Genomic DNA, 19323 nt, shown 5'->3' with positions numbered 1-19323 from the left:
CGGTCCGAAGCCCCCTCACCCAGCACACCAGCTCCGGCCCGATCGCGCGCGTCGAGCCCCGCGCCGGTGCACCTGGTGATCAGGAAGTGATGCCGTTGTACTGGTCCCAGGTGTAGGCGAGGTCCGGCGCGGAGGGCTTGCCGGACCAGTCGAAGTAGTCCCAGACGAGTTCGGCGGGGTTGGTGGCGAGGTAGCCCCGGCCGGGCAGGTCGTTCGAGTCGTCCCAGGCCCAGGGCGGGTTGGCGGCGTCGGTGTCGCAGGCGCCGTTGGCGGGGCCGAGGACTCCGCCGGCGCCGCACTTGGCACCGTAGGGGTCGGCGCTGTCGTCGCCGGCGAAGTTGTCGGGCGTCGCGAACAACGTTGTCAGGGTGCGGTTCGCCCACATGCCGTTCGCGGCGAAGACGTCGGTCAGCGTGTACTGCACGTCACGGTCGTCGGAGCCGGACGGCACCTCGGCGGTGGCGCCGGGGTAGTAGACGATGCCGTCGCCGCTCGCGTACTGGCTGCGCTCCTGGGACAGGTAGCCCTCGGCCCATGCGGCGTGGGTGTTGGGCTGCTGGGTCGTGAACGGGCGTCCGTGGCCGTCGTCGTGCGGGTCGCCCTGGAGCTTCAGCGTGCCGTCGACGGTCTCCTGCCCGCTCGTGAAGTCGCTGCCGGCCGGCACCCAGGAGTAGAAGTTGCTGTGCGCGACGGTGACGGCGGCCTTCAACTGCCCATGCGCGGACCCGTCGTCGGCCACGACGACGAGCACGCCCTCGGCGTCGTTCTCGTGCTCGGTGAGGTCCTCCTGGTAGTTGTCGAGGACTCCGTCCGACCAGTCGCGCGGGTGGAAGTACATGTACAGGAGGTAGGAGAAGGACGGGGTCTGGACGACCGAGTAGTAGACGTGCGCGGCGAGCGGGAACTGGCTGGTGTTCTCCCAGTTGTTGCGGCCGTTGAGGTCGCCGTCGTAGTCGTACGACGTGATGTAGTCGGACTTGCCGCCGAGCGCGGTCTCGCCGGTGGAGTCGACGTCCTGGAAGTTGACCGGCGCCCACCACTGGGCGAGGGCGGCGCGGTCGGTGGCGGAGTCCGCGCGGGCCGGGGTCGGCCGGCCGAGGCCGGCGCAGCAGACGGCGGCGAGTACGGCCGTCACGGCGAGGGATCTGCGTCGGTTCAGCGGCACACGAGACAGGCGGGGACGGCTGGTTGCCACGGTTCCTCCGAGGGGGTGGCGAAAGGAACCGGCACGTCGGTGAAGTCGACGTGCCGGTAAGGGAGTTGATGCCGTGTTCAGGTGGTGCGGAAGGCGCCGCGGGTACGATACAGCGCGGCTCCGCACGCTGGAACGCCTGTGTCAGCAGGTGATGGTGCCCCTGCGCAGCGCGTGCCCGCTGTCGTTGCTGTCGTCGGACCAGTACACGGGCTTGGTGCCGCCGCTGCACGCGTCGGAGCCGGATACGGCGAAGCCCTCGTTGTTGAGGTTGTCCATGCCGGAGGGGCGGTTGTAGATCGCGGTGGTGGCGAGCACGCCGGAGGAGTCGACCCGCATGGTGCGGTGCTGGCCGGAGCAGGTGTCGTCGCAGACCACCCAGAGGCGGGAGGCCTGCGGTTCCCACTGGAGCTCCATGACGCCGGCCATGCCGCTGCTGACGGCCGCGACCCGGGTGAAGGTGCCGCCGTCCTTGAGGACGTAGCCGTAGATCATGCCGGTCCCCTCGACGCCGACGAAGAACACGCCGCCGGTGTGCGAGCCGTAGTTCGCCGGGTCGTAGGCGGCACCGGTGGAGGCGTCCTTGAATCCGGCGGCGGTCAGGGCGGCGTCGGGGACCCAGGTGATGCCCTCCAGGCCGAGGTTGGAGCCCACCGCCGGCAGGTCGGAGGTCAGGTTCCACTCGGTGGTGGCGGTGAGCGTGGTGGCGGTGCCGCTGACGTCGTACCTGAGGACGGAGAGCCGGCTGGTGCCGGACGAGTCCGCGTCGCGCTCACTCGACACGTAGACGCCGCCGCTGGAGCCGGCGCCGGTCAGCGTGACGCCCTCGTCGTCGGGCGTGCCCGAACCGCCCGGGAACCTGAGCGTCTTGCCGGAGGTCCAGCCGCCCGTGGTGTCGGCCTTCCAGGCGGTGGAGCCGTTCGGCACCAGCCGCCAGAGCTTGCCGCTGTTCTGCGCCGCCCACAGCACGCTCCCCTCCTGGTAGAGGCCGCTGAGGTCCGAGCCGAAGGCGTTCTTGGTGTCGGCGGTGGCGACCGAGCCGCCGCCCGGCCAGGCCGTCGCCGAAATGCCCCCGGAGCCGCAGTCGTTGGCGGCGCCGAGGGTCACCGCGGCCGAGCCGAAGGTTCCGGTGCCGTCGGGGCAGCGCGACCACGACGGGTCGGAGTGCGCGGTCCAGCTGAAGCTGTCGACCAGGGTGGTGCCGTCCGCGAGGTAGAGCCGTGCCTCGTCGTCGGAGCCCAGGCCGAAGGCGTTGTGCACGTCGAAGGCGACGAAGCCGCCGGGGGCGAGCGTGGTGCCGGAGGCTATCGCGTACGTGGAGCTGTCGTTGTCGTCCCGGAGGATCCAGCCGGAGAGATCCACCGTGGCGGTGCCCTTGTTGTAGAGCTCCACGGAGTCGTTGACGTCCCCGGTGGTCACCACCTCGTTGATCCGGATGTCGTCGGCCGCCGCCGCGTGGGCGGGGGACACCGTCAGGGCGCCGACGGCGAGCGTCGGTCCGGCGACGGCGACGAGCAGAAAACGGAGGCTGCGGCGCCACCGGCGAACGCGTGATTCGGTCACCAGATCCGTCCTGGGGTTTCGTTGTGACAGGCCGCCAGGAACATTCCGGCGCGGCTCGAACGGCCGCCTTCGTGCAGGTGAGGACGTTATGAACGGTGAGCGAACCGCCAGGACCGTCGGGACCGGCGGGACATGCCGGGCCCGCGCGGGGCCACCGTCCAGAGCACGGCGAGCACGGCGCCGATGACCAGGACGAGACGAGAATTCTTTCCGGTCCCTTCGGAAATGGTGCGCGGAATTCCGGAAGTGGTTCCCGTGGACGCGGCCGCCCGGTTTCCCTGCCCGTTGCCTGAGGGACATGAATCGACCGGCCGCCGCTGTGGATGCCATCGAGCGGTACTCGGATACACCTGTGTCTCGCTGTGGGAAACAGCCGAGAATGTCAGTTTCGTCACCGGTCGGCGGCGGCATCGTCGCCGGAGGGTGTCCCGGGTCTGGTGTGCAGGACTTCCCGGGCCTGCTCGGCGGCGCGGGCGATGCTCTCGCTGACGAAGTCGAGGAAGCGGGCGATGTTCTCCAGGCGGTCGGCGGCGGGCGTGCGCGGGCCGAGGACGGCGACGCCCTGGCGTGCGGTCTCGGCGACCTGGGCGGTGCCGCGGGCGCTGGCCATCATCGACTGGTACCAGACGTCGTCGTCGACGAAATAACGCTCGCGACGGCGTTCGTCGCGCTCCCGGCGGACGAGACCCTGCTCCTCGAGGAACGCGACCGCCTTGGAGACGGACGCCGGGCTGACCTGGAGCCGCTGGACGAGTTCGGACGCGGTGAGGCTGGCCGCGTCGCTGACACAGAGACAGGCCAGCACCCTGGCCATCATCCTGGGCGTACCCGACTGCATGAAGACGGTGGTGAGCGTCTCCTCGTACTCGGCGACGGCCTCGGCGTCGCGTCCGTGCGGCTGGGGCAGCACCCCCGGCCCCCCGGAGGAGGCCGGCCGGCGCCGGTGGGCGCGGCGTTCGGTGGCGTGGTGGGCCAGGTCGGCGCGGTAGGCGGTGGGGCCGCCGTTACGCATCACCTCGCGCGTGACCGTCGAGGTCGGACGGTCGAGGCGACGGGCGATCTCGGCATAGGGGAGGCTGTCGGCCAGCCCCAGCGCGATCTGCCGGCGTTCCTGCTGACTGAGCCTGCCTCCCGGCATCACGATCTCCCGGCTGTTCCCTCGGCGACGGTCCCTGACTCCCCGAGCATAGCGTTCACTTCCTGTTCATTGCAACGAACGACAACCTGACGTTGCGTTACGTCGAACTCCATTGCAACACTTTCTCGGCTTTGAACTGCAGTTATATCCATGCAACGCAACGAACTCGTTGCCGAGACATCGAAGGCAACGTAGCGTTTCCAATGTCAGAAACGATGAACGACCACGGGAGACCACGATGCAGAAGTTCGACACCCCCGCCCCGATCTCCGCCGTCCTGGACATCCCCGCCGGACGCGTCCAGTTCATCGCCGCGGACCGCACCGACACCACCGTCGAGGTCCTGCCCGCCGGCCCCGCCAAGAGCCGCGACGTCAAGACGGCCGAACAGACCACCGTCTCCTACTCCGACGGCGTCCTGCGGATCGCGGCCGGCACCCCCGGCAGCCAGCTCTTCGGCCCCTCCGGCTCCGTAGAGGTCACCGTCCGACTGCCCGCCGACTCCCGCATCGAGGTCAAGGCCGCCGGCACCGAACTGCGCGGTGTCGGACGCCTCGGCGACGTGGTCTTCGACGGCGCGTACCGCCAGATCAAGATCGACGAGGCCGCGAGCCTCCGCCTCACCGCGACCGACGGCGATGTGGAGGTCGGCAGGCTGGGCGGCCCGGCGGAGATCAGCACCGCACGGGGCGACATCCGGATCAGCGAGGCCGTACACGGCACGGTCGTACTCCGCACCCAGGACGGCGACATCTCGGTCGCCGCCGCCCCCGGCGTCTCGGCCGCCCTGGACGCCGGCACCGGCCACGGCCGTATCAGCAACGCCCTCAAGAACGACGGCAGCACCGACCTCGACATCCGCGCCACGACGCCTCGGGGCGACATCACCGCCCGCAGCCTCTAGACCCGCCGATCGACACTCCGCCCGGAGGGGCCCGGCGACCCGCGCCGGGCCCCTCCGGGCGGTCGCCGGCCGGAACCGAACGAACCTCCCCCACAATTCATGTACTTGAACCTTGCGCACATGTATGTACGCACGTGTGCCGGCATGCGAGACTCCTTCAACTCCCTCACGCAGCAGCCCAGTTGGAGAGGAAGGCACCCATGCACATGTCCCGCAGGGCCGTGCTGGCCACCGCAGGCGGCGCCGCGGTGGCGTACGCCGCCGTACCTCAGTCCGCGCAGGCGCTCACCGGCCAGGTGCCCACGGCGACGGAGGCGGTGCTGCGCGACGCGGCCGACTACGCGGTGGCGAAGGTGCGTGCCGTCGCGCCCGGGGTGACCGCCTTCCCCGTCGGGACGAAGTTCGAGAAGTGGGTCTACTCCCAGAACGGCGACTGGGTCGGCGGATTCTGGCCGGGCGTCCTGTGGCTGAGCTGGCTGCACAGCGGGGACGACAGCCTGCGCGGCCTCGCCCTCGCATCGGCCGCGCGACTTGCCCCCCGCCAGTACGACACCGGCACGCACGATCTGGGGTTCCTCTTCACGCCGTCCTGGGTCACCGCCTGGCGGCTGACCGGCGACGAGTCCTGGCGGGACGGCGCCGTGCAGGCCGCGCGGTCACTGCTCCAGCGCTACAACCCCCGCGGCCGCTACCTGCGGGCCTGGGGCGCGCTCAACACCCCCGACAACGCGGGGCGCATGATCATCGACACGATGATGAACCTCGACCTCCTGGTCTTCGCCGCCCGGCAGACCGGCGACAGCGCCTTCATGGACGCGGCGGTGGGACACGCGCAGACCGCCGGGCGCCTCTTCCCGCGACCGGACGGATCCACCCCGCACGTCTACGACCTCGACCCCGTGACCGGCACCCCCATCGGCCCGAACACCGTCCAGGGCTACAGTCCCACCTCCTGCTGGGCCCGCGGCCAGGCCTGGGGCGTCTACGGGTTCACCACCATGTACCGCCGCACCGGCGACCACCAGTTCCTCGCCACCGCCCGCGCGCTCGCCGACTACGCCGTCAGAACCCTCGGCCCGGACCACGTGCCCGTCTGGGACTACCGCGCCCCGCAGCAGCCGTACGACATCAAGGACGCCTCCGCCGCGACCGTCATGGCCTGCGGGCTGCTCGACCTGGCCGCCGCCACCGGTGCCGGCACCTATCGCACCACCGCCCTGCGGATTCTGCACGCGCTGTGCACGACCTGCCTCACCACCCACTCCACCCGCGCCGAGGCCGTCGTCGCCCGCTGCACCCGCAACCGCCCCGCCGAGGACGGCATCGAGATCTCCCTCCCCTACGCCGACTACTACCTCCTCGAAGCGATCCTGCGCGTCCTGCGCCCCCACGACCTGGACCGCGCCATCGACCTGTCCGTGGTCTGACGGAGGGATGGACGAACGGACGAACGGACGGCCGGTGCCGCCGCCGGAGCCGACTGCGCCCTGGCCCGTCCGCCAACCAGCTGCCGACCGCCCGCCGACCGAGTCCGTCCGGGGTCGGCGACCCCGGGGGTGGGCCGGGGCGCGTCGACGGGTCCTAGGGTGCGGCGTCCGCCGTCCCCGGTACGTCCGTCGCGGGCGCGGTGAGGGGAGACGACGGTGGCGGGGAGGCCTCCCCCGAGTCGGCCTGCACCACGAGGACGACCGCGATGACCGCCGTGGTCAGGGCAGCCATCGTGGCCAGCCACCAGATACCGATCGCTTTCGCATGAGCGGCCATGGCACCCTCCTTCGACGCGGAGCGTACGCCGTTGCCTGTAGACGGAACTCTCTTCTCACAGCACGCGACAGCCGGCGCCCCACACCACCGGCCCGCACCGCCACATTCTGGCCGTCTTTCACGTTTGTCGCGCCGAATTGAGAAATCCGCAAGGTAATTGACCCGGTGTCACAGGAGCCGACCGGCAGGACGTCAGTCGTCGGGGAGGCCGGCTCCGCTCAGCGCGGGGACGGTCTGCTCGGGGTGGAGGAGGGAGCGGGCACCGAGGCGGAACTGGTCGAGCCTGTCGATGATGGTCTGGCCGACCGGGGTGTGGCCCCAGTCGCTGATGCCCTGGTGGGTGCGGGGTTCCCAGGTCGTCTCGTCGACGACGAGGGGGTTCCAGCCGACCTCCCACTCGAAGCCCGAGGGGGTACGGGCGTAGAAGGAGAGTTCCTTGTCGTTGGTGTGCCGGCCGATCGACAGGGCCATGTCGAAGCCGAGTTCGTGGACGCGGGCGTAGCTGCGGGCCAGGTCGTCCAGGCCGGCGCACTGGATGTTGAGGTGCTGGACGCGGGTGCGGACCGGGTCGATCGGCAGGCCGCGGACGGCGGCGATCGCGATGGAGTGGTGGCGTTCGTTGACCCGCAGGAAGCGGATCCTGAGCTTGACGCCGCTGATGGTCTCCTCGATGCAGTCCGTCAGGCGGGCGTCGAAGACGGTGCTGAAGTAGCCCCGCATCAGGGCGGGTCGGGCCGAGGTGATCGCGACATGGCCCAGCCCGGAGGCTCCGGTGACCCAGCCGGAGCCGAGCATCCTCAGGGGCTCCGAAGAGATGACCGGGGTGGTGCAGATCTCCTGCGTGATGCCCTTGGGGCCGGGGAAGCGGAGCAGGCGTTCGACCCCGCGCAGTTCCGCCTCCTCGGCGCTGCCCTCGACGGCGGGGACGCCGTGGGCACGCACCCTGGCCTCGATCTGCTCGAAGGTGGTGTGGTCGTCGAGGTGCCAGCCGACGGCGACGACATCCTCGGCCGGACCGCGCCGCAGCAGGAAGCGGCACTCGTGGTCGTCGAGGCGGAAGCGCGTCAGATCGTGGGAGAGGTCGTCCCGGTGCATGCCGATGGCGTCCCGGCCGAAGCGTCGCCAGTCGGCGAACCTGTTCGTCTCGATGACGAGGTGGCCGAGGTGGACGGCTCCGAAGACCGACGCGGCAGGACTGCTCATCGCCGGCCTGCCAGGAAGTCCGCGCACAGGCTGTTGAACAGTTCGGCACGCTCCCACTGCACCCAGTGCCCGGTGTTCGCCACCATGTACAGGTCGCAGTCGGGCATGCGCTCGGCCAGCATCCGGCCGCCGGCGGGCCGGTTGACCTGGTCCGCGGCACCCCACAGCACCAGGGTCGGCACCGGAAGCCGTGCCAGGCGCCGGTCGCGGGTGAAGTCCGTCTTCCACACGGTCCGCAGGGACGCCGGCCGGGTCAGCGGCGGGTTCGCGACGACCTCGGGATCGATGCTGTCCCGGTAGCGGGAGTCGATGACCGACTCGGGCACCTCCGCCGCGTTGAAGACGAGATGGGTGCGGATGAACCTCTCCAGCTTCGGCCGCGAAGGGCCGTCCCCGCCGTAGTAGTCGAGAAGGCTGTTGAGACCGGGGGTGGGCAGGGTGCGGGTGGTGCCGATGCCGCCGGGGCCCATCAGGACCATCCGGTCGACCCGGTCGGGGGTGTCCAGGGCGAGCCGCAGTGCGCAGGCCCCGCCGTAGGAGTTGCCGACCAGGTGGGCCTTGTCCAGGCCGAGTCGGTCCAGCACGCCCCGGATGTGGTCGGCGAGGAAGCCGAACGGGTCGCTCCCGTCGACGCCCTTGCTGCTGCGGCCGTAGCCGGGCAGGTCGGGGACGATGACCCGGTACTCCTTGGCCAACTCGGCGATGTTGCGGCTGTAGTTGGCGACGCCGGAGGCGCCGGGGCCGCCGCCGTGCAGGAGCAGGACGGGCGGGCCGTCACCGGTCTGAGCGACGAAGATCTTCCTGCCCGCGACATCGAGCAGGCAATCGTGCGTCGACGGCGGCTGGTTCTGCGTGGTCATGGGGGTCCTCACTGGGCGGAGACGACGGCGGGTCGCGAGGCGGGCTCGAACCCGGCCGGCGGCGGGGGGAGTTGGGCACCGGCGGACGCGGCGGCGTAGACATAGGCGTCGGGGCGCAGGACGACGGTCGTCACGTCTCGCTCCGCCAGCCAGGCCGGCAGCACGCCGTCACCGTCGACCACGGCGCCCTCGGCGGGCCGTGAGCCCGCCGGGAGGACGGCCAGGGAGGGCACACCGGCCCGCTCCCAGGCCTGCTGCGGGCAGGGCGGGCCGAGGCGCAGCAGCAGCCAGCGGCCGTCGAGCACGTCGTCCAGCCGGACTCGCTCCCCGTCGGAGCGGATCACCCAGGGCTGCGGGATCTGGTGTCCGGAAGCCTTGGCGCTCGGGCGTGCCTGGAAACCCTTGGCGTAGGACGCGACCGGTATCCAGTTCGAGTCCACCAGCCTGGAGGTGAGGCTCGACACCGGGCGGATCGCACGCAGTGCCGTGTCCCGGACCCGGGCCACCGGGAGCCGGCGTTCGGTGATGATGCGGCCCACGAGCACCGCCCGCCGCGTCACCTCCTTCACGTGCGGCTTGCGCTCCGCCTCGTAGGAGTCCAGGACCGGCTCCGGCAGCTCGCCGCGCAGCACGGCGGCGAGCTTCCAGCACAGGTTGGCCGCGTCCCGCACCCCGGCCGCCATACCCTGCCCGATCCACGGCGGCATGGCGTGCGCGGCGTCCCCGGCCAGGAAGACCCTGCCCACCCGGAACCGGGCGGCGAAACGGACGTGGTGGCTGTACACCGTCGCCCGCAGGATCTTGATCTGGTCCCGGCCGATGCCGTACCGGGACACCATCGCGTAGATGGCGTCGTCGGTGGTCAGCCCTCTCTCGTCGTCGCCGGGGAGGATCGGGAACTCCCACCGGTGGTGTCCCAGCGGAGTCGGGCAGTCCACGGCCGGGCGGGCCGGGTCGCAGCGGAAGCGCAGGCGGTCGTGGTCCGGCCACGGCTTGAGCATCTCGGTGTCGATGACGACCCAGCGGTCCTCGTACGTCCGCCCCTCGTACCCCACGTTCAGCTGGGCCCGGGTGAGGCTGGAGCCGCCGTCCGCCGCGATCACGTACCGCGCGCGCAGCCGCCGTACCGAGTCCTCGCCGGTCCGCGCCACCGTCAACTCGACACCGTCCGCGTCCTGCCGTGTCCGCAGGCACTCGTGGCGCAGCAGTACCGTCACGTTCGGGTAGCGCTCGACGCCCTCGCGCAGCACCTGCTCCAGCGCGGGCTGGTAGAGGAACATCTGCGGCGGATGCCCGTGTCCGCGCGGGGCGGGGCGGGCGCTGAGGAAGGTGCGGCCCCGGGCGTCCACGAAGTCGAGCGGCCGCTCGGCGAGCATGTCCTGCTTCAGTCGCTCGGCCAGACCGATGCGCTGCCAGATCCGGATGACCTCCTCGTCCGTGGAGATCGCCCGCGCCCGGGAGAAGATCTCCGCGTCCCGTTCCACGACGACGACCCGCAGCCCCATGCCGCCCAGCAGGTTCGCCGCGGTCACCCCCGTGGGCCCGTAGCCGATCACCGCCACGTCATGGGCGCCGTCGTCGGCTCCACCCCTGGCACTTGTTCCGCCCACCGAGCCACCTCACTGTCGTCCCTGCCATTGACGTAACGCTCACTCCAATTGGAGCATGCGCTACGGTAAGGTGGGTGTCAGCACGGGTCAAGTAGTCGTGGCGACGGACGGCGGACCGCCCGGCGGAAGACCTTCCGGGTTGTCATGGGGGCCACCGCCGCACCCCCGGACGGCCTCATCAAGAACGCGATACCGCGCCTCGTGCGGACCCGCTCACGTCCGCCCCGACCCGCGTCCTGGAAGCCGGGACCCGCCCACGGCCGGCGCCGGACGGGAGGAGCCGCTCCTCGACGTCACCCCGCGACAGGAGTGTGGAGGTGTGGTGCGGGCATACGGGATTCACCCCTTCGAGAGGAGCCTGTTCATGATCGGCATCGTGGCGGCCGTGCTGTTCTTCATCGCCTTTCTGGTCAACGCGGCGGACATCAGCACCAATGACACGTTCACCTCCACGAACATGATGCTGCTGGGACTGACCGCCCTGGCCCTGCACGTGGCGGGAATCGGCAGCGGCTGGTCGTACCGCAGGCGGCGCTGACCACGCGTTCAGCGACCGCGCGGCGTCCGGCGATTCCCACCCCCACCACATGGCGTCTGACCGGCGCGTGCTCTCCGGGCGCCGGCACGGCGATGTCCGTCCCGCATCGCCTCGGCCTGTCCATGGCCCTGGTCAACATCGGCGTACCGCCCCACGAGGTCGCCCTCCGGGCGGACCCCGTCCATCGGTGGAGCCGAGGGTGGTACCCCGTTTCGCGTTCTCGGACGGTGGTCGACCGGGCTGCCGGTCAGGCGCGTCGGCTGCCGGTCGGCGGTGGCGGGACGGGCAGGCCCGCGCGGAGCGTGTCCAGTTTGGACTCGTGGGCGGTGTCCTGGTCAGCGGTGTAGGCGGCGACGCGGAAGTCGGTGCCGGCGACCGTCAGGATGTCCAGTTCCAGCTCGATGTCGCCGACCAATGGGTGCACGACCGTCTTGCGGTCGCCGCCCACGGCGCCGGCGGACCCACCGGACCACAGCCGGGCGAAACGCGGATTGGCACGGATCATCCCGTCGACGAGGGCGGCCAGCCGGACGTCGGCGGGATAAGCGGCGGCGGTGACGCGCAGGTCGGCCACGAGCGCCTCCTCCTCTGCGCGGTCGCCCAGACAGGACCGGACGGGCCAGGCCGCGATGGACTCGGGTCTACGGCCGCCGACCGACCGGAACATCCCGGCGACGAGGTTGCGCCCCGCCCAGCCGTACACGCCCGGCTCGCCGATCGTGGCGGTCCACATCGCGTTCCAGCTCACCAGCGTCCAGTCGGCGGCGAAGACCGCGACCGGGTTCCCGCCCATGCGGTGCGCGAGCCGTTCCACCCGTGACGGTACGTCGAGGGGGATGTTCCCCGAGGAGGGCGGCATGAGGTCGGCGCAGCGGAAGAGATGGTCACGTTCGGCGGCGCTCAGTCTCAGGACCCGGGCCAGCGCGGCGACGACCTGGGGTGAGGGATGGCGGGCGCGGCCCTGCTCCAGCCGTACGACGTAGTCCACCGACAGCCCCGCCGCGGTGGCCAGTTCGGCGCGGCGCAGCCCACGCACCCGCCGGCCGGTCTCGGCGCCGGGCACGACCGCCAGGCCCGCCTCCGACGGCGACACCCGCTCACGCCAGCCGCGTAAGGCGATGCCGAAGCTGCTGACCGTACCTGTTGTCATCGATGGGAGATGTTACCGGCGGCGGCGAGCGGCCGAACGCGTCACAGCTATGCCGCCGGCGTCGCGGTTCGCTGTTCAACTCCCCTTTCGAGCAGGCCTCTTCGTCGGTGGCCATCGCCGCCCTCCCCCGACCGCCAAGGCAACGCCGACGATTTCCCCTGCTCGCTCACGGAGGCTGGTGATCAGAGCATCGGGGCCCGTTTACTGAGGAGGGCGATGACGGCGTGGGGGCGACGGCGACGGCTGCCTGCGCAGCCGACCTCGGTTCCGGCGGCCGGGCGCGTTTCACGGGGGGGAAACATGCAGATCATCGAGGTGAACGGATATTCCGTCCGATCCGCTGCCATCACCATGAGACGGAGCGGAGCGCCGCTTGAATTCGTGATCTTCCCGATGCTGCACGTGGCTTCGCCGACGTTCTACTCCCAGGTCCGCATCAGGCTCAGAGCATGCGACCTCATCGTGATGGAGGGAATCCGAGGGAGATCGGCAGGCGTGAGCGCCCTCACGCTCGCCTACCGGTTCGCCCCGCGGCGGCGCCGCAACGGTCTGCAGGAACAGCGCGACGAACTGCTGCTTCCCAAGGACGTGCCGGTCATCAACCCCGATGTCACCGCGGCGGAGGCGATGGCGGACCTGAGGACACTGCCGCGGTGGATGTACGTGCTGCTCATGATCAGCGCTCCGGTGATGGGTCTGGTGTTCGCGCTGCGCGGTCCGCGTGCCTTCTTCGACGAGGATCTGGAGGTCGAGGACCTGCCGTCGACACTGCGGGCGGAGATGCTGGCCGACCATCCCGTGGACCACGCGATGAGCGATCGGCGCGACCAGCGGTTGCTCGACGCGCTCGGTGAGATCCACACGGAACGCGGCAGCGAGTCGATCCGGGTGGCCGTCGTCTACGGAGCCGGCCACGTCCCGGCGATCGTGTCGGGGCTGTGGGACCGCTACGCCTACCGGCCACGGGAAGCGGAATGGCTGACCGTCTACGTCCAGTCCTGACTCACCGGCCGTCTCCCCGCCACGCGCGTCATGATCTCCGTGCTATCTTCGGCGTCGCTGTGCACCACTGCGAGTTCAAGGAGGTGAGACCGATCAACGCTGTGACAGGTCGGGACTCCCTCCTTCGCATGGCCTAGGGAGCGCCCGCACAAGGCATCCCGAAGGGCTTGGAACGCTGATGCGCTTCACCTCCCAGACGTCGTCGGACGGCGTCACCGAACAGTTCTTCCACCTCGACGAGATCCCCGGCGTGCTCTGGACGCCGGAAGACGCCCGCGGCACCCGTCCCCTGATCCTTCTGGGCCACGGCGGCGGGCAGCACAAGACGGCCCCCGGCAACGTGTCCCGTGCGCGCCGCTACGCCGCCGGGGGTTTCGCCGTTGTGGCGATCGACGCGCCCCACCACGGCGACCGGCCCCAGGACGACGAGTTCGGCAGGATCGCTGCCGGGCTGCGCGCAGGCCTGGCCGCCGGTGAGGATCCAGGCGCGCTCGTCGCCGGCATGCACGGCTGCCTGGCTCCCCGGGCCGTCGCGGACTGGCAGGCGGTCCTGACCGCGGTCCAGCGCCTCGACCAGGTCGGCGTCGGCCCGGTGGGTTATTGCGGCATGTCGATGGGCTGCGGTCTGGGCCTCCCGCTCATCGCCGCGGAGCCCCGGATCCGCGCCGCGGTACTGGGCCTGCTCGGCGTGCACGGACTGGCCGAGGACGCCGCGCGGATCACCGTGCCGGTGCGGTTCCTGGTCCAGTGGGACGACCAGCTGGTGCCACGGGACCAGAGCCTGGCACTGTTCGACGCGCTGGCCTCGACCGAGAAGACACTGCACGCCAACCCCGGCGGACACGGGGACGTGCCGCTCTTCGAAGTGGACAGCTCGCGGCGGTTCTTCGCCCGGCATCTGGGCTGAATCCGAGCTGACACGACGTCACCACACGGTGCGCCGAAGGGAACTCCTTCGCGCGGGCGTGCCTTCGGTGCCGGCCGGGGAACCCACTGCGAACCGGACCACCGTCCCGTGCAGTTCCACGGGGCGTGCCGACCTCGCCCCGGCCGGCTGCCGCTCCTCGGTGCCTTCCCCGACGCGACGGCACCACCGGCGTCGTCGGAGACCGGGGCAGTGCCGCTCCCCTCCCCGAAGCCACGTCCGCCCCGCTCTGACCCTCTCGGCCGGAACTCCCGGTCACGTCGGCCGATCCCCCTCCGGCCGCACCGTTGCACGTACCGGCCGACGCGACGAGACGTGCGGCGCGGATCGAGCTATGCGCCCTCGTCGGCACCGCGCAGGGAATGGATCATGCTCCGCAGGATCCGGAACGCCTCCGACTGCTCGGTCCCGGTCAGGCCGGCCAGCATTCCGGCCTCGACGGACCGGACGGCCGCGCTCGCCTTCTCCAGGCTTCGTCGGCCGCGAGGCGTGAGCCGCGCGGGAAGCGCCTTCCCGACGGGCGCCTCCGCGGGCCTGGTCACGTAGCCGTCTCGCTCCAGTGTCTGGAGCAGCACGTTCATCGTCTGCCGTGTCACGAACGCGCCCCGCGCCAGCTCCGAGTTCGACAAGCCCGGCCGCTGCGCCAGCAGTTCGAGGCAGGAGTAGTGCGTCACGCTCATCCCGAGCGGCCGCAGCACTTCCTCCATGGCCACGCGGAGGGCGCTCGACGCTTCTTTGAGCAGGTAGCCCAGTGACGTCTCCAGGTCGACGCCGACACCTTCTTGACTCATGTCAGCATTCTGACATAGCTTGCCGCGTGTCAGAAAACTGACACACGACGAAGGAGCATCACCATGCCTGCCACCGGCCCCGACTTCATCTCGTTCCAGGTGCGCGACCTCGACGCGTCGCAGGCGTTCTACGAGCAGTACCTGGGCCTCGTCCGCTCGCCGGCCGGACCTCCGCACGCCGTCGTCTTCGAGACGAAGCCGATCGCGTTCGCACTGCGCGACGTCATTCCCGGCACCGACCTCGCGTCCGTCGGCCGGCCCGGCATCGGTACCGCGATCTGGCTCCACGCCACCGACGTCCAGACCATCCACGACGCGCTCGTCGCCGACGGCCGCACCATCGTCTCCGCACCGGTCGACGGCCCCTTCGGCCGGACCTTCACCTTCGCCGACCCCGACGGCTACCAGGTCACGCTCCACGACCGAGCCTGACCGACGGGACGCGGTCCTCGGTTCTGCCGCGAAGGGAGTCAGGCGGGGCGCCGGGACATGTCGGGGCGGCCTGATCCGCGCGTGCAGCAGGGTCCGAGCGTGAGGTCGGCGGTACAGCCGGTCCGATCAGCGGGGTGGGTCGAGCCGATGGCACCCAGGGGCCGGCGTTGGTCGACCTTCGCGAACCGCCAGTAGCCGATGGCGATCGCCCAGGCCGCGACGAACAGCGCGACGATGACGAAGCCCACGTTGTCGAGGCTGATGCCGGAGATCCAACCGGTCACCGGGTCGGCCAGGTCGAGCTGATCGTGTACGAGGCCGACGAGTTCGATGCTGCCGATGAGAAAGGCGACCGCGACGGAGAGACCGGTGATACTGAGGTTGTAGTAGACCTTGCGGATCGGGTTGGAGAACGCCCACTGGTAGGCGAAGTTCATGAACGTTCCGTCGATCGTGTCGAACAGGCTCATGCCGGCGGCGAAAAGCAGCGGAAGGCACACGACTGCGTACCAGGGAAGGCCCGCGGCGGCACCGGATCCGGCCATCACCATCAGGGTGACCTCGGTGGCCGTGTCGAAGCCGACGCCGAACAGGAACCCGACGAAGTACATCTGGCCGGGACGTCGTACGGAACGGGTCAGCGGCCCGAGGATCCTGCTCATGAATCCGCGACTTTCCAGGTGCTTCTCGAGTTCGCTCTCGTCGAGGACACCCGCCCGCATCTGCCGGAACACGCCCCGGATCCCGAACAACGCCACGAGGTTCAGTGCCGCGATGAGGTAGAGGAATCCGCCTGACGCGAGGGTGGAGACGATGCCGAGATCGTGGCGCACGGCGCCGCCGTCCTCGGTCAGCGTGGTCGTGAGCCTGACCCCGGACGCGATGCCTGCCGCCAGGAGGATCACGATCGTGGAGTGGCCGAGCGCGAACCAGAATCCCACCGATATGGGCCGCCTGCCGTCCGACATCAGTTTGCGGGTGGTGTTGTCGATCGCCGCGATGTGGTCCGCGTCGAAGGCGTGCCGCATCCCCAGGGTGTAGGCGGTGATGCCCAGGCCCAGGCCGAACACCTGTGAACCGACGTGGAAGTGATGTGGCATCACCAGTGCCGCGAGGATTCCGAACCCGACGACATGGAAGGCCACGATCACGGCCAGGAGTCCTGCCGTCCTCCAGGTGTCCTCTCGTCGCCAGGTGAGGGTCGAGGGCGGCACGACACCGGCTCGAATCACGGAGACATTGACGTCGGCCATCGTCTTCACTCCTTGAAATGCGTCTGACAGGACGAGTTGACGGGCGTTCTGCAACGAACGGCTTGAGATCCGACGGGCATCCGACCGTCAGCGCTTCAGTTCGGGGAAGTCGTCGTCGCGGTACTCGCCCGCGGGGCGGTTTCCGTCGGCCTCGTTCTCGCGCCGGCGCAGTTCGACCCGGCGGATCTTCCCGGAGACGGTCTTCGGCAGGTCGTAGAACTCGATCCGCCGTACGCGCAGGAAGGGCGCGAGGTGGTCGCGGGCGTACCGGAGGATCGACCGCGCGGTCTCCGCGTCGGGCTCGTGCCCCTCCACCAGGGCGATGTACGCCTTCGGCACGGCCAGGCGGACCGCGTCCGGAGCCGGAACGACCGCGGCCTCCGCCACGGCCGGGTGCTCGATGAGTACCGACTCCAGCTCGAACGGGCTGACCTTGTAGTCCGACGCCTTGAAGACGTCGTCGGTACGGCCGACGTACGTGATGTAGCCGTCCGCGTCACGGGAGGCGACGTCACCCGTGTGGTAGAGGCCGCCTTCCATCGCCGCGGCGTTGCGCTCGGGATCGCCCTGGTAACCGGTCATCAGGGTGAACGGGGACCGTGCGAGGTCGAGGCAGAGCTCGCCCTCCCCGACGCCCTCGACCTGGTCGCCCATCGAGTCGGCGAGCACCACGGGGACGCCCGGCAGCGGGCGGCCCATGGAACCCGGCTTCACGGGCTGGCCGGGGGTGTTGGCCACCGCGGCGGTCATCTCGGTCTGCCCGAAGCCGTCGCGGATGGTGAGTCCCCAGTGTCGCTGGACCTGGCTGATGACCTCCGGGTTGAGCGGCTCACCCGCGGCGATCGCCTCCCGCAGGCTGCCCGGTCCGCCGCTCAGATCCGCGTTGATCAGCATCCGCCAGACGGTGGGCGGCGCGCAGAAGGTCGTCACCGCCTCGGTCCGGATCTGTTCGAGGACGGCCTGAGCGTCGAAGCGCGCGTAGTTGTGGACGAAGACCGTGGCCTCGGCCAGCCACGGCGCGAAGAAGTTCGACCACGCGTGCTTGGCCCAGCCCGGACTCGATATGTTCAGGTGGACGTCACCCTGCTGGAGACCCAGCCAGTACATCGTCGACAGGTGGCCGACCGGGTACGACAGGTGGGTGTGCTCGACCAGTTTGGGCCGGCTGGTGGTGCCGGAGGTGAAATAGAGCAGCAGGCGGTCGGTGCTCGCGTTGCCCGGGTGGGGCACGGCCGCCCTGGCGGTGTCGTCGGCGAGGTCGTGCGCGTCGGCGTAGCGGAGCCATCCGTCCGGCACGTCCGCCTGCCCGACCGCGAACCTGAGGTGATTTCCCGGGACTTCGTCGAACTTCGACGCGTCGGCGGGGTTGCAGACGACGGCACGGGCGGCGCCGCGGTCGAGGCGATCGATCAGCTCCGCGGGCCCCACGGCGGTGGTCGTCGGCATGATGACCGCGCCGAGCCGGATGAGGCCGAGCATGCTCTCCCACAGTTCGACCTGGTTGCCGAGCATGACGACGACACTGTCGCCGCGGCCGATGCCCCGGGCGGCGAGGTGGGCCGCGGCCCTGTCGGAGCGCCGGGCCAGGTCGTCGAAGGAGTACGAGGCGCGGGTGCCGTCCTCCTCGACGATCACCAGTGCGGGCCGGTCGTTGCCGCGCGCGTAGGTGTCGAACCAGTCATGGGCGAAGTTGAACGTCGGGCCGACATCGGGCCAGGAGAACGAGGAGAGTGCGTCCTCGTACGCGGCGCGCAGTCTCTGCAGCCGGTCGCGGGCTGCGCGGAGCGCGGTGGTCGTCGTGCTCATCGTTGAGGCTTCCATCTCCGGCGGGAACTCGGACAGGGGTGTTGCGGTGCCGGGCCGGGCCGGGCCTGGCGCTCGGCCCGGCGACGGGGTTCGTGCGCTCACTCAGACGGCGGCCGGGACCACGGCGTCGCGCATCATTCCGGTGCGCGGGTGGCAGTTGATGTACTCGAACATCTGGTCCTTGCCGTCGGAGACCGAGACCTCGTGGTACAGCCGCAGCTTCTCCAGGCCGGTCACCACACGGAAGAAGGTGACGAAGATGCGCAGGTGTGTCGGGTGCGATTCGGCCCACCGCTCCAGCAGGTCCAGCGACCGCCAGTGGCCGATGTTGTAGCTCTCGTCGAGTTCGTGGCCGTCGATGTCGATGCTGCGCACGAATCGGTTGCTGTAGCAGCCGAGCGTCTCGCCGTGGTCGCGCAGGAAGTCCATGCCGTCCTCAAGACTGGGCAGGATCTCGTCCAGGTAGAGGGCGCGCTCGTCCTCCCCCGCCGCCATCCAGTCCTGGCCGGACCTGATGAGGGCGATGTTGTCGTGGCCGCGGACGACCACGCGGCCGCCCGCGGCCGGGTTGCCGGAGACGACGGTGAGTTCCGTGCCGGCCTCCAGCCAGTCGGTCTGGGAGAGCGGGATGCGGTCGCGCATCGAACCCCAGTAGCCGTGCTCCTCGATCTCGCCGCTGCACTCCCCCATCAGGCTGCCGACACCCGGAAAGTCCTCGGTGAAGGCGTACAGGGTCTCGAACTGCTCCACCCGCGGAGCCACGGTCTCCCGGAAGTAGCCCAGGCCCTCGGCCAGCCGCTCGTCCGAGGCCCACCAGCCCCTCACCTCGTCCAGGCGCAGCCAGCGGCAGTACGCGGCCGGGTCCGCCCAGTAGGCGACGACCATCAGGTTGTGGTGGTCCTGGTTGTCCACGTGGTACGTCAGGTCGTGGCGCACCGGACCGTCGGCGAGGCCGAAACTGTCGACCATGTGCCGCAGCGCGGCCAGCGCCTGCGGACGCCTGCCCTCGTCGGCGTACTGGACTCCGAGGTAGGCCATCACCACCTGCTGCAGCGCCTTGTCACCGCGGGCGACGAACATGGGGAACGGCGGGGCGTAGCCGTCGGAGACACGCCGCGACAACGTGCGCGGGCACTGGAGGTGCGTGTCGATTGCGGATTCCATAGTGGTTCCTTCTGCGAGGTCGGGTGAG

18 protein-coding genes are annotated in these 19323 nt (G+C 70.3%); 6 read left to right on the top strand and 12 right to left on the bottom strand.

Annotation, left to right across the window (positions count from 1 at the left end):
* Positions 1–79 precede the first annotated feature (79 nt).
* The 3 genes from IEZ11_RS39115 to IEZ11_RS39105 all read right to left on the bottom strand — a co-directional run bounded on the left by IEZ11_RS39115 (position 80) and on the right by IEZ11_RS39105 (position 3893).
* Positions 80–1135: a hypothetical protein gene (locus IEZ11_RS39115; protein ID WP_189267787.1), complete on the bottom strand. Its 1056-nt coding sequence runs from the start codon at positions 1133–1135 to the stop codon at positions 80–82.
* A 201-nt stretch (positions 1136–1336) separates the two neighbouring features.
* Complete coding sequence (locus IEZ11_RS39110; RefSeq protein ID WP_229713629.1) at positions 1337–2755, bottom strand: lamin tail domain-containing protein; 1419 nt, start codon at positions 2753–2755, stop codon at positions 1337–1339.
* A gap of 391 nt (positions 2756–3146) precedes the next feature.
* Positions 3147–3893, bottom strand: coding sequence for a GbsR/MarR family transcriptional regulator (locus tag IEZ11_RS39105; protein ID WP_189267785.1), 747 nt, complete (start codon positions 3891–3893; stop codon positions 3147–3149).
* A 238-nt stretch (positions 3894–4131) separates the two neighbouring features.
* On the opposite strand from IEZ11_RS39105, the gene IEZ11_RS39100 reads away from it, so the two are divergent.
* Positions 4132–4797: a DUF4097 family beta strand repeat-containing protein gene (locus IEZ11_RS39100; protein WP_189267784.1), complete on the top strand. Its 666-nt coding sequence runs from the start codon at positions 4132–4134 to the stop codon at positions 4795–4797.
* A 200-nt stretch (positions 4798–4997) separates the two neighbouring features.
* Positions 4998–6224 carry a YyaL domain-containing protein gene (locus tag IEZ11_RS39095; protein ID WP_189267783.1) on the top strand — a complete coding sequence of 409 codons (1227 nt, stop codon included), beginning with the start codon at positions 4998–5000 and terminating at the stop codon, positions 6222–6224.
* A 154-nt stretch (positions 6225–6378) separates the two neighbouring features.
* Here the strand turns inward: IEZ11_RS39095 and IEZ11_RS39090 are convergent, their stop codons facing one another.
* From IEZ11_RS39090 to IEZ11_RS39075, 4 genes are all read right to left on the bottom strand, one after another.
* Positions 6379–6561, bottom strand: a complete 183-nt coding sequence (locus IEZ11_RS39090; RefSeq protein ID WP_189267782.1) for a hypothetical protein — start codon at positions 6559–6561, stop codon at positions 6379–6381.
* 192 nt (positions 6562–6753) lie between these two features.
* Positions 6754–7764, bottom strand: coding sequence for a VOC family protein (locus IEZ11_RS39085; RefSeq protein WP_189267781.1), 1011 nt, complete (start codon positions 7762–7764; stop codon positions 6754–6756).
* A complete protein-coding gene (locus IEZ11_RS39080; RefSeq protein ID WP_189267780.1) occupies positions 7761–8624 on the bottom strand; it encodes an alpha/beta fold hydrolase in 864 nt (287 codons plus the stop codon). The genes IEZ11_RS39085 and IEZ11_RS39080 overlap by 4 nt, the downstream gene beginning before the upstream one ends.
* Positions 8625–8632: 8 nt before the next feature.
* The gene (locus IEZ11_RS39075) at positions 8633–10234 is read right to left on the bottom strand and encodes a bifunctional 3-(3-hydroxy-phenyl)propionate/3-hydroxycinnamic acid hydroxylase (protein ID WP_189267779.1); all 1602 of its coding nucleotides are present in this window, start codon (positions 10232–10234) and stop codon (positions 8633–8635) included.
* Positions 10235–10598: 364 nt separating this feature from the next.
* Between IEZ11_RS39075 and IEZ11_RS39070 the strand changes: the two genes are divergently transcribed.
* The gene (locus IEZ11_RS39070; RefSeq protein ID WP_189267778.1) at positions 10599–10772 is read left to right on the top strand and encodes a hypothetical protein; all 174 of its coding nucleotides are present in this window, start codon (positions 10599–10601) and stop codon (positions 10770–10772) included.
* A gap of 247 nt (positions 10773–11019) precedes the next feature.
* On the opposite strand, the gene IEZ11_RS39065 is transcribed toward IEZ11_RS39070, so the two are convergent.
* A complete protein-coding gene (locus IEZ11_RS39065) occupies positions 11020–11922 on the bottom strand; it encodes a helix-turn-helix transcriptional regulator (protein ID WP_189267777.1) in 903 nt (300 codons plus the stop codon).
* A 495-nt stretch (positions 11923–12417) separates the two neighbouring features.
* Here IEZ11_RS39065 and IEZ11_RS39060 point away from each other — a divergent pair, with 495 nt between their 5' ends.
* Both IEZ11_RS39060 and IEZ11_RS39055 read left to right on the top strand, forming a co-directional pair.
* Positions 12418–12924, top strand: coding sequence for a hypothetical protein (locus tag IEZ11_RS39060; RefSeq protein WP_189267776.1), 507 nt, complete (start codon positions 12418–12420; stop codon positions 12922–12924).
* A gap of 178 nt (positions 12925–13102) precedes the next feature.
* Positions 13103–13831: a dienelactone hydrolase family protein gene (locus IEZ11_RS39055; RefSeq protein WP_189267775.1), complete on the top strand. Its 729-nt coding sequence runs from the start codon at positions 13103–13105 to the stop codon at positions 13829–13831.
* Positions 13832–14181: 350 nt separating this feature from the next.
* Here IEZ11_RS39055 and IEZ11_RS39050 read toward each other — a convergent pair whose 3' ends face one another.
* Complete coding sequence (locus IEZ11_RS39050; protein WP_189267774.1) at positions 14182–14640, bottom strand: MarR family winged helix-turn-helix transcriptional regulator; 459 nt, start codon at positions 14638–14640, stop codon at positions 14182–14184.
* A 63-nt stretch (positions 14641–14703) separates the two neighbouring features.
* Here IEZ11_RS39050 and IEZ11_RS39045 point away from each other — a divergent pair, with 63 nt between their 5' ends.
* The gene (locus tag IEZ11_RS39045; RefSeq protein ID WP_189267773.1) at positions 14704–15072 is read left to right on the top strand and encodes a VOC family protein; all 369 of its coding nucleotides are present in this window, start codon (positions 14704–14706) and stop codon (positions 15070–15072) included.
* Between the two features lie 38 nt (positions 15073–15110).
* On the opposite strand, the gene nicT is transcribed toward IEZ11_RS39045, so the two are convergent.
* The 3 genes from nicT to oxdA form a co-directional block, all read right to left on the bottom strand.
* The gene (gene nicT / locus IEZ11_RS39040; RefSeq protein ID WP_189267772.1) at positions 15111–16325 is read right to left on the bottom strand and encodes a Nickel transporter NicT; all 1215 of its coding nucleotides are present in this window, start codon (positions 16323–16325) and stop codon (positions 15111–15113) included.
* A gap of 87 nt (positions 16326–16412) precedes the next feature.
* A complete protein-coding gene (locus IEZ11_RS39035) occupies positions 16413–18131 on the bottom strand; it encodes an AMP-binding protein (protein WP_189267771.1) in 1719 nt (572 codons plus the stop codon).
* Between the two features lie 102 nt (positions 18132–18233).
* Positions 18234–19295, bottom strand: a complete 1062-nt coding sequence (oxdA, locus tag IEZ11_RS39030) for an aliphatic aldoxime dehydratase (protein ID WP_189267770.1) — start codon at positions 19293–19295, stop codon at positions 18234–18236.
* Positions 19296–19323 lie beyond the last annotated feature (28 nt).

Source organism: Streptomyces fuscichromogenes (genome assembly GCF_014645815.1).
Classification (GTDB): domain Bacteria; phylum Actinomycetota; class Actinomycetes; order Streptomycetales; family Streptomycetaceae; genus Streptomyces; species Streptomyces fuscichromogenes.
Note: the sequence above shows the minus strand (reverse complement) of the source record. Positions and strands in the feature narration are given on the sequence as shown.

What these genes read in the sequence shown, in the direction of transcription:
- IEZ11_RS39105 (WP_189267785.1), bottom strand. Translation starts at nt 3,893, where the DNA reads ATGCCGGGAGGCAGGCTCAGTCAGCAGGAACGCCGGCAGATCGCGCTG.
- IEZ11_RS39100 (WP_189267784.1), top strand. Translation starts at nt 4,132, where the DNA reads ATGCAGAAGTTCGACACCCCCGCCCCGATCTCCGCCGTCCTGGACATC.
- IEZ11_RS39095 (WP_189267783.1), top strand. Translation starts at nt 4,998, where the DNA reads ATGCACATGTCCCGCAGGGCCGTGCTGGCCACCGCAGGCGGCGCCGCG.
- IEZ11_RS39090 (WP_189267782.1), bottom strand. Translation starts at nt 6,561, where the DNA reads ATGGCCGCTCATGCGAAAGCGATCGGTATCTGGTGGCTGGCCACGATG.
- IEZ11_RS39085 (WP_189267781.1), bottom strand. Translation starts at nt 7,764, where the DNA reads ATGAGCAGTCCTGCCGCGTCGGTCTTCGGAGCCGTCCACCTCGGCCAC.
- IEZ11_RS39080 (WP_189267780.1), bottom strand. Translation starts at nt 8,624, where the DNA reads ATGACCACGCAGAACCAGCCGCCGTCGACGCACGATTGCCTGCTCGAT.
- IEZ11_RS39070 (WP_189267778.1), top strand. Translation starts at nt 10,599, where the DNA reads ATGATCGGCATCGTGGCGGCCGTGCTGTTCTTCATCGCCTTTCTGGTC.
- IEZ11_RS39065 (WP_189267777.1), bottom strand. Translation starts at nt 11,922, where the DNA reads ATGACAACAGGTACGGTCAGCAGCTTCGGCATCGCCTTACGCGGCTGG.
- IEZ11_RS39055 (WP_189267775.1), top strand. Translation starts at nt 13,103, where the DNA reads ATGCGCTTCACCTCCCAGACGTCGTCGGACGGCGTCACCGAACAGTTC.
- IEZ11_RS39050 (WP_189267774.1), bottom strand. Translation starts at nt 14,640, where the DNA reads ATGAGTCAAGAAGGTGTCGGCGTCGACCTGGAGACGTCACTGGGCTAC.
- IEZ11_RS39045 (WP_189267773.1), top strand. Translation starts at nt 14,704, where the DNA reads ATGCCTGCCACCGGCCCCGACTTCATCTCGTTCCAGGTGCGCGACCTC.
- nicT (WP_189267772.1), bottom strand. Translation starts at nt 16,325, where the DNA reads ATGGCCGACGTCAATGTCTCCGTGATTCGAGCCGGTGTCGTGCCGCCC.
- IEZ11_RS39035 (WP_189267771.1), bottom strand. Translation starts at nt 18,131, where the DNA reads ATGAGCACGACGACCACCGCGCTCCGCGCAGCCCGCGACCGGCTGCAG.
- oxdA (WP_189267770.1), bottom strand. Translation starts at nt 19,295, where the DNA reads ATGGAATCCGCAATCGACACGCACCTCCAGTGCCCGCGCACGTTGTCG.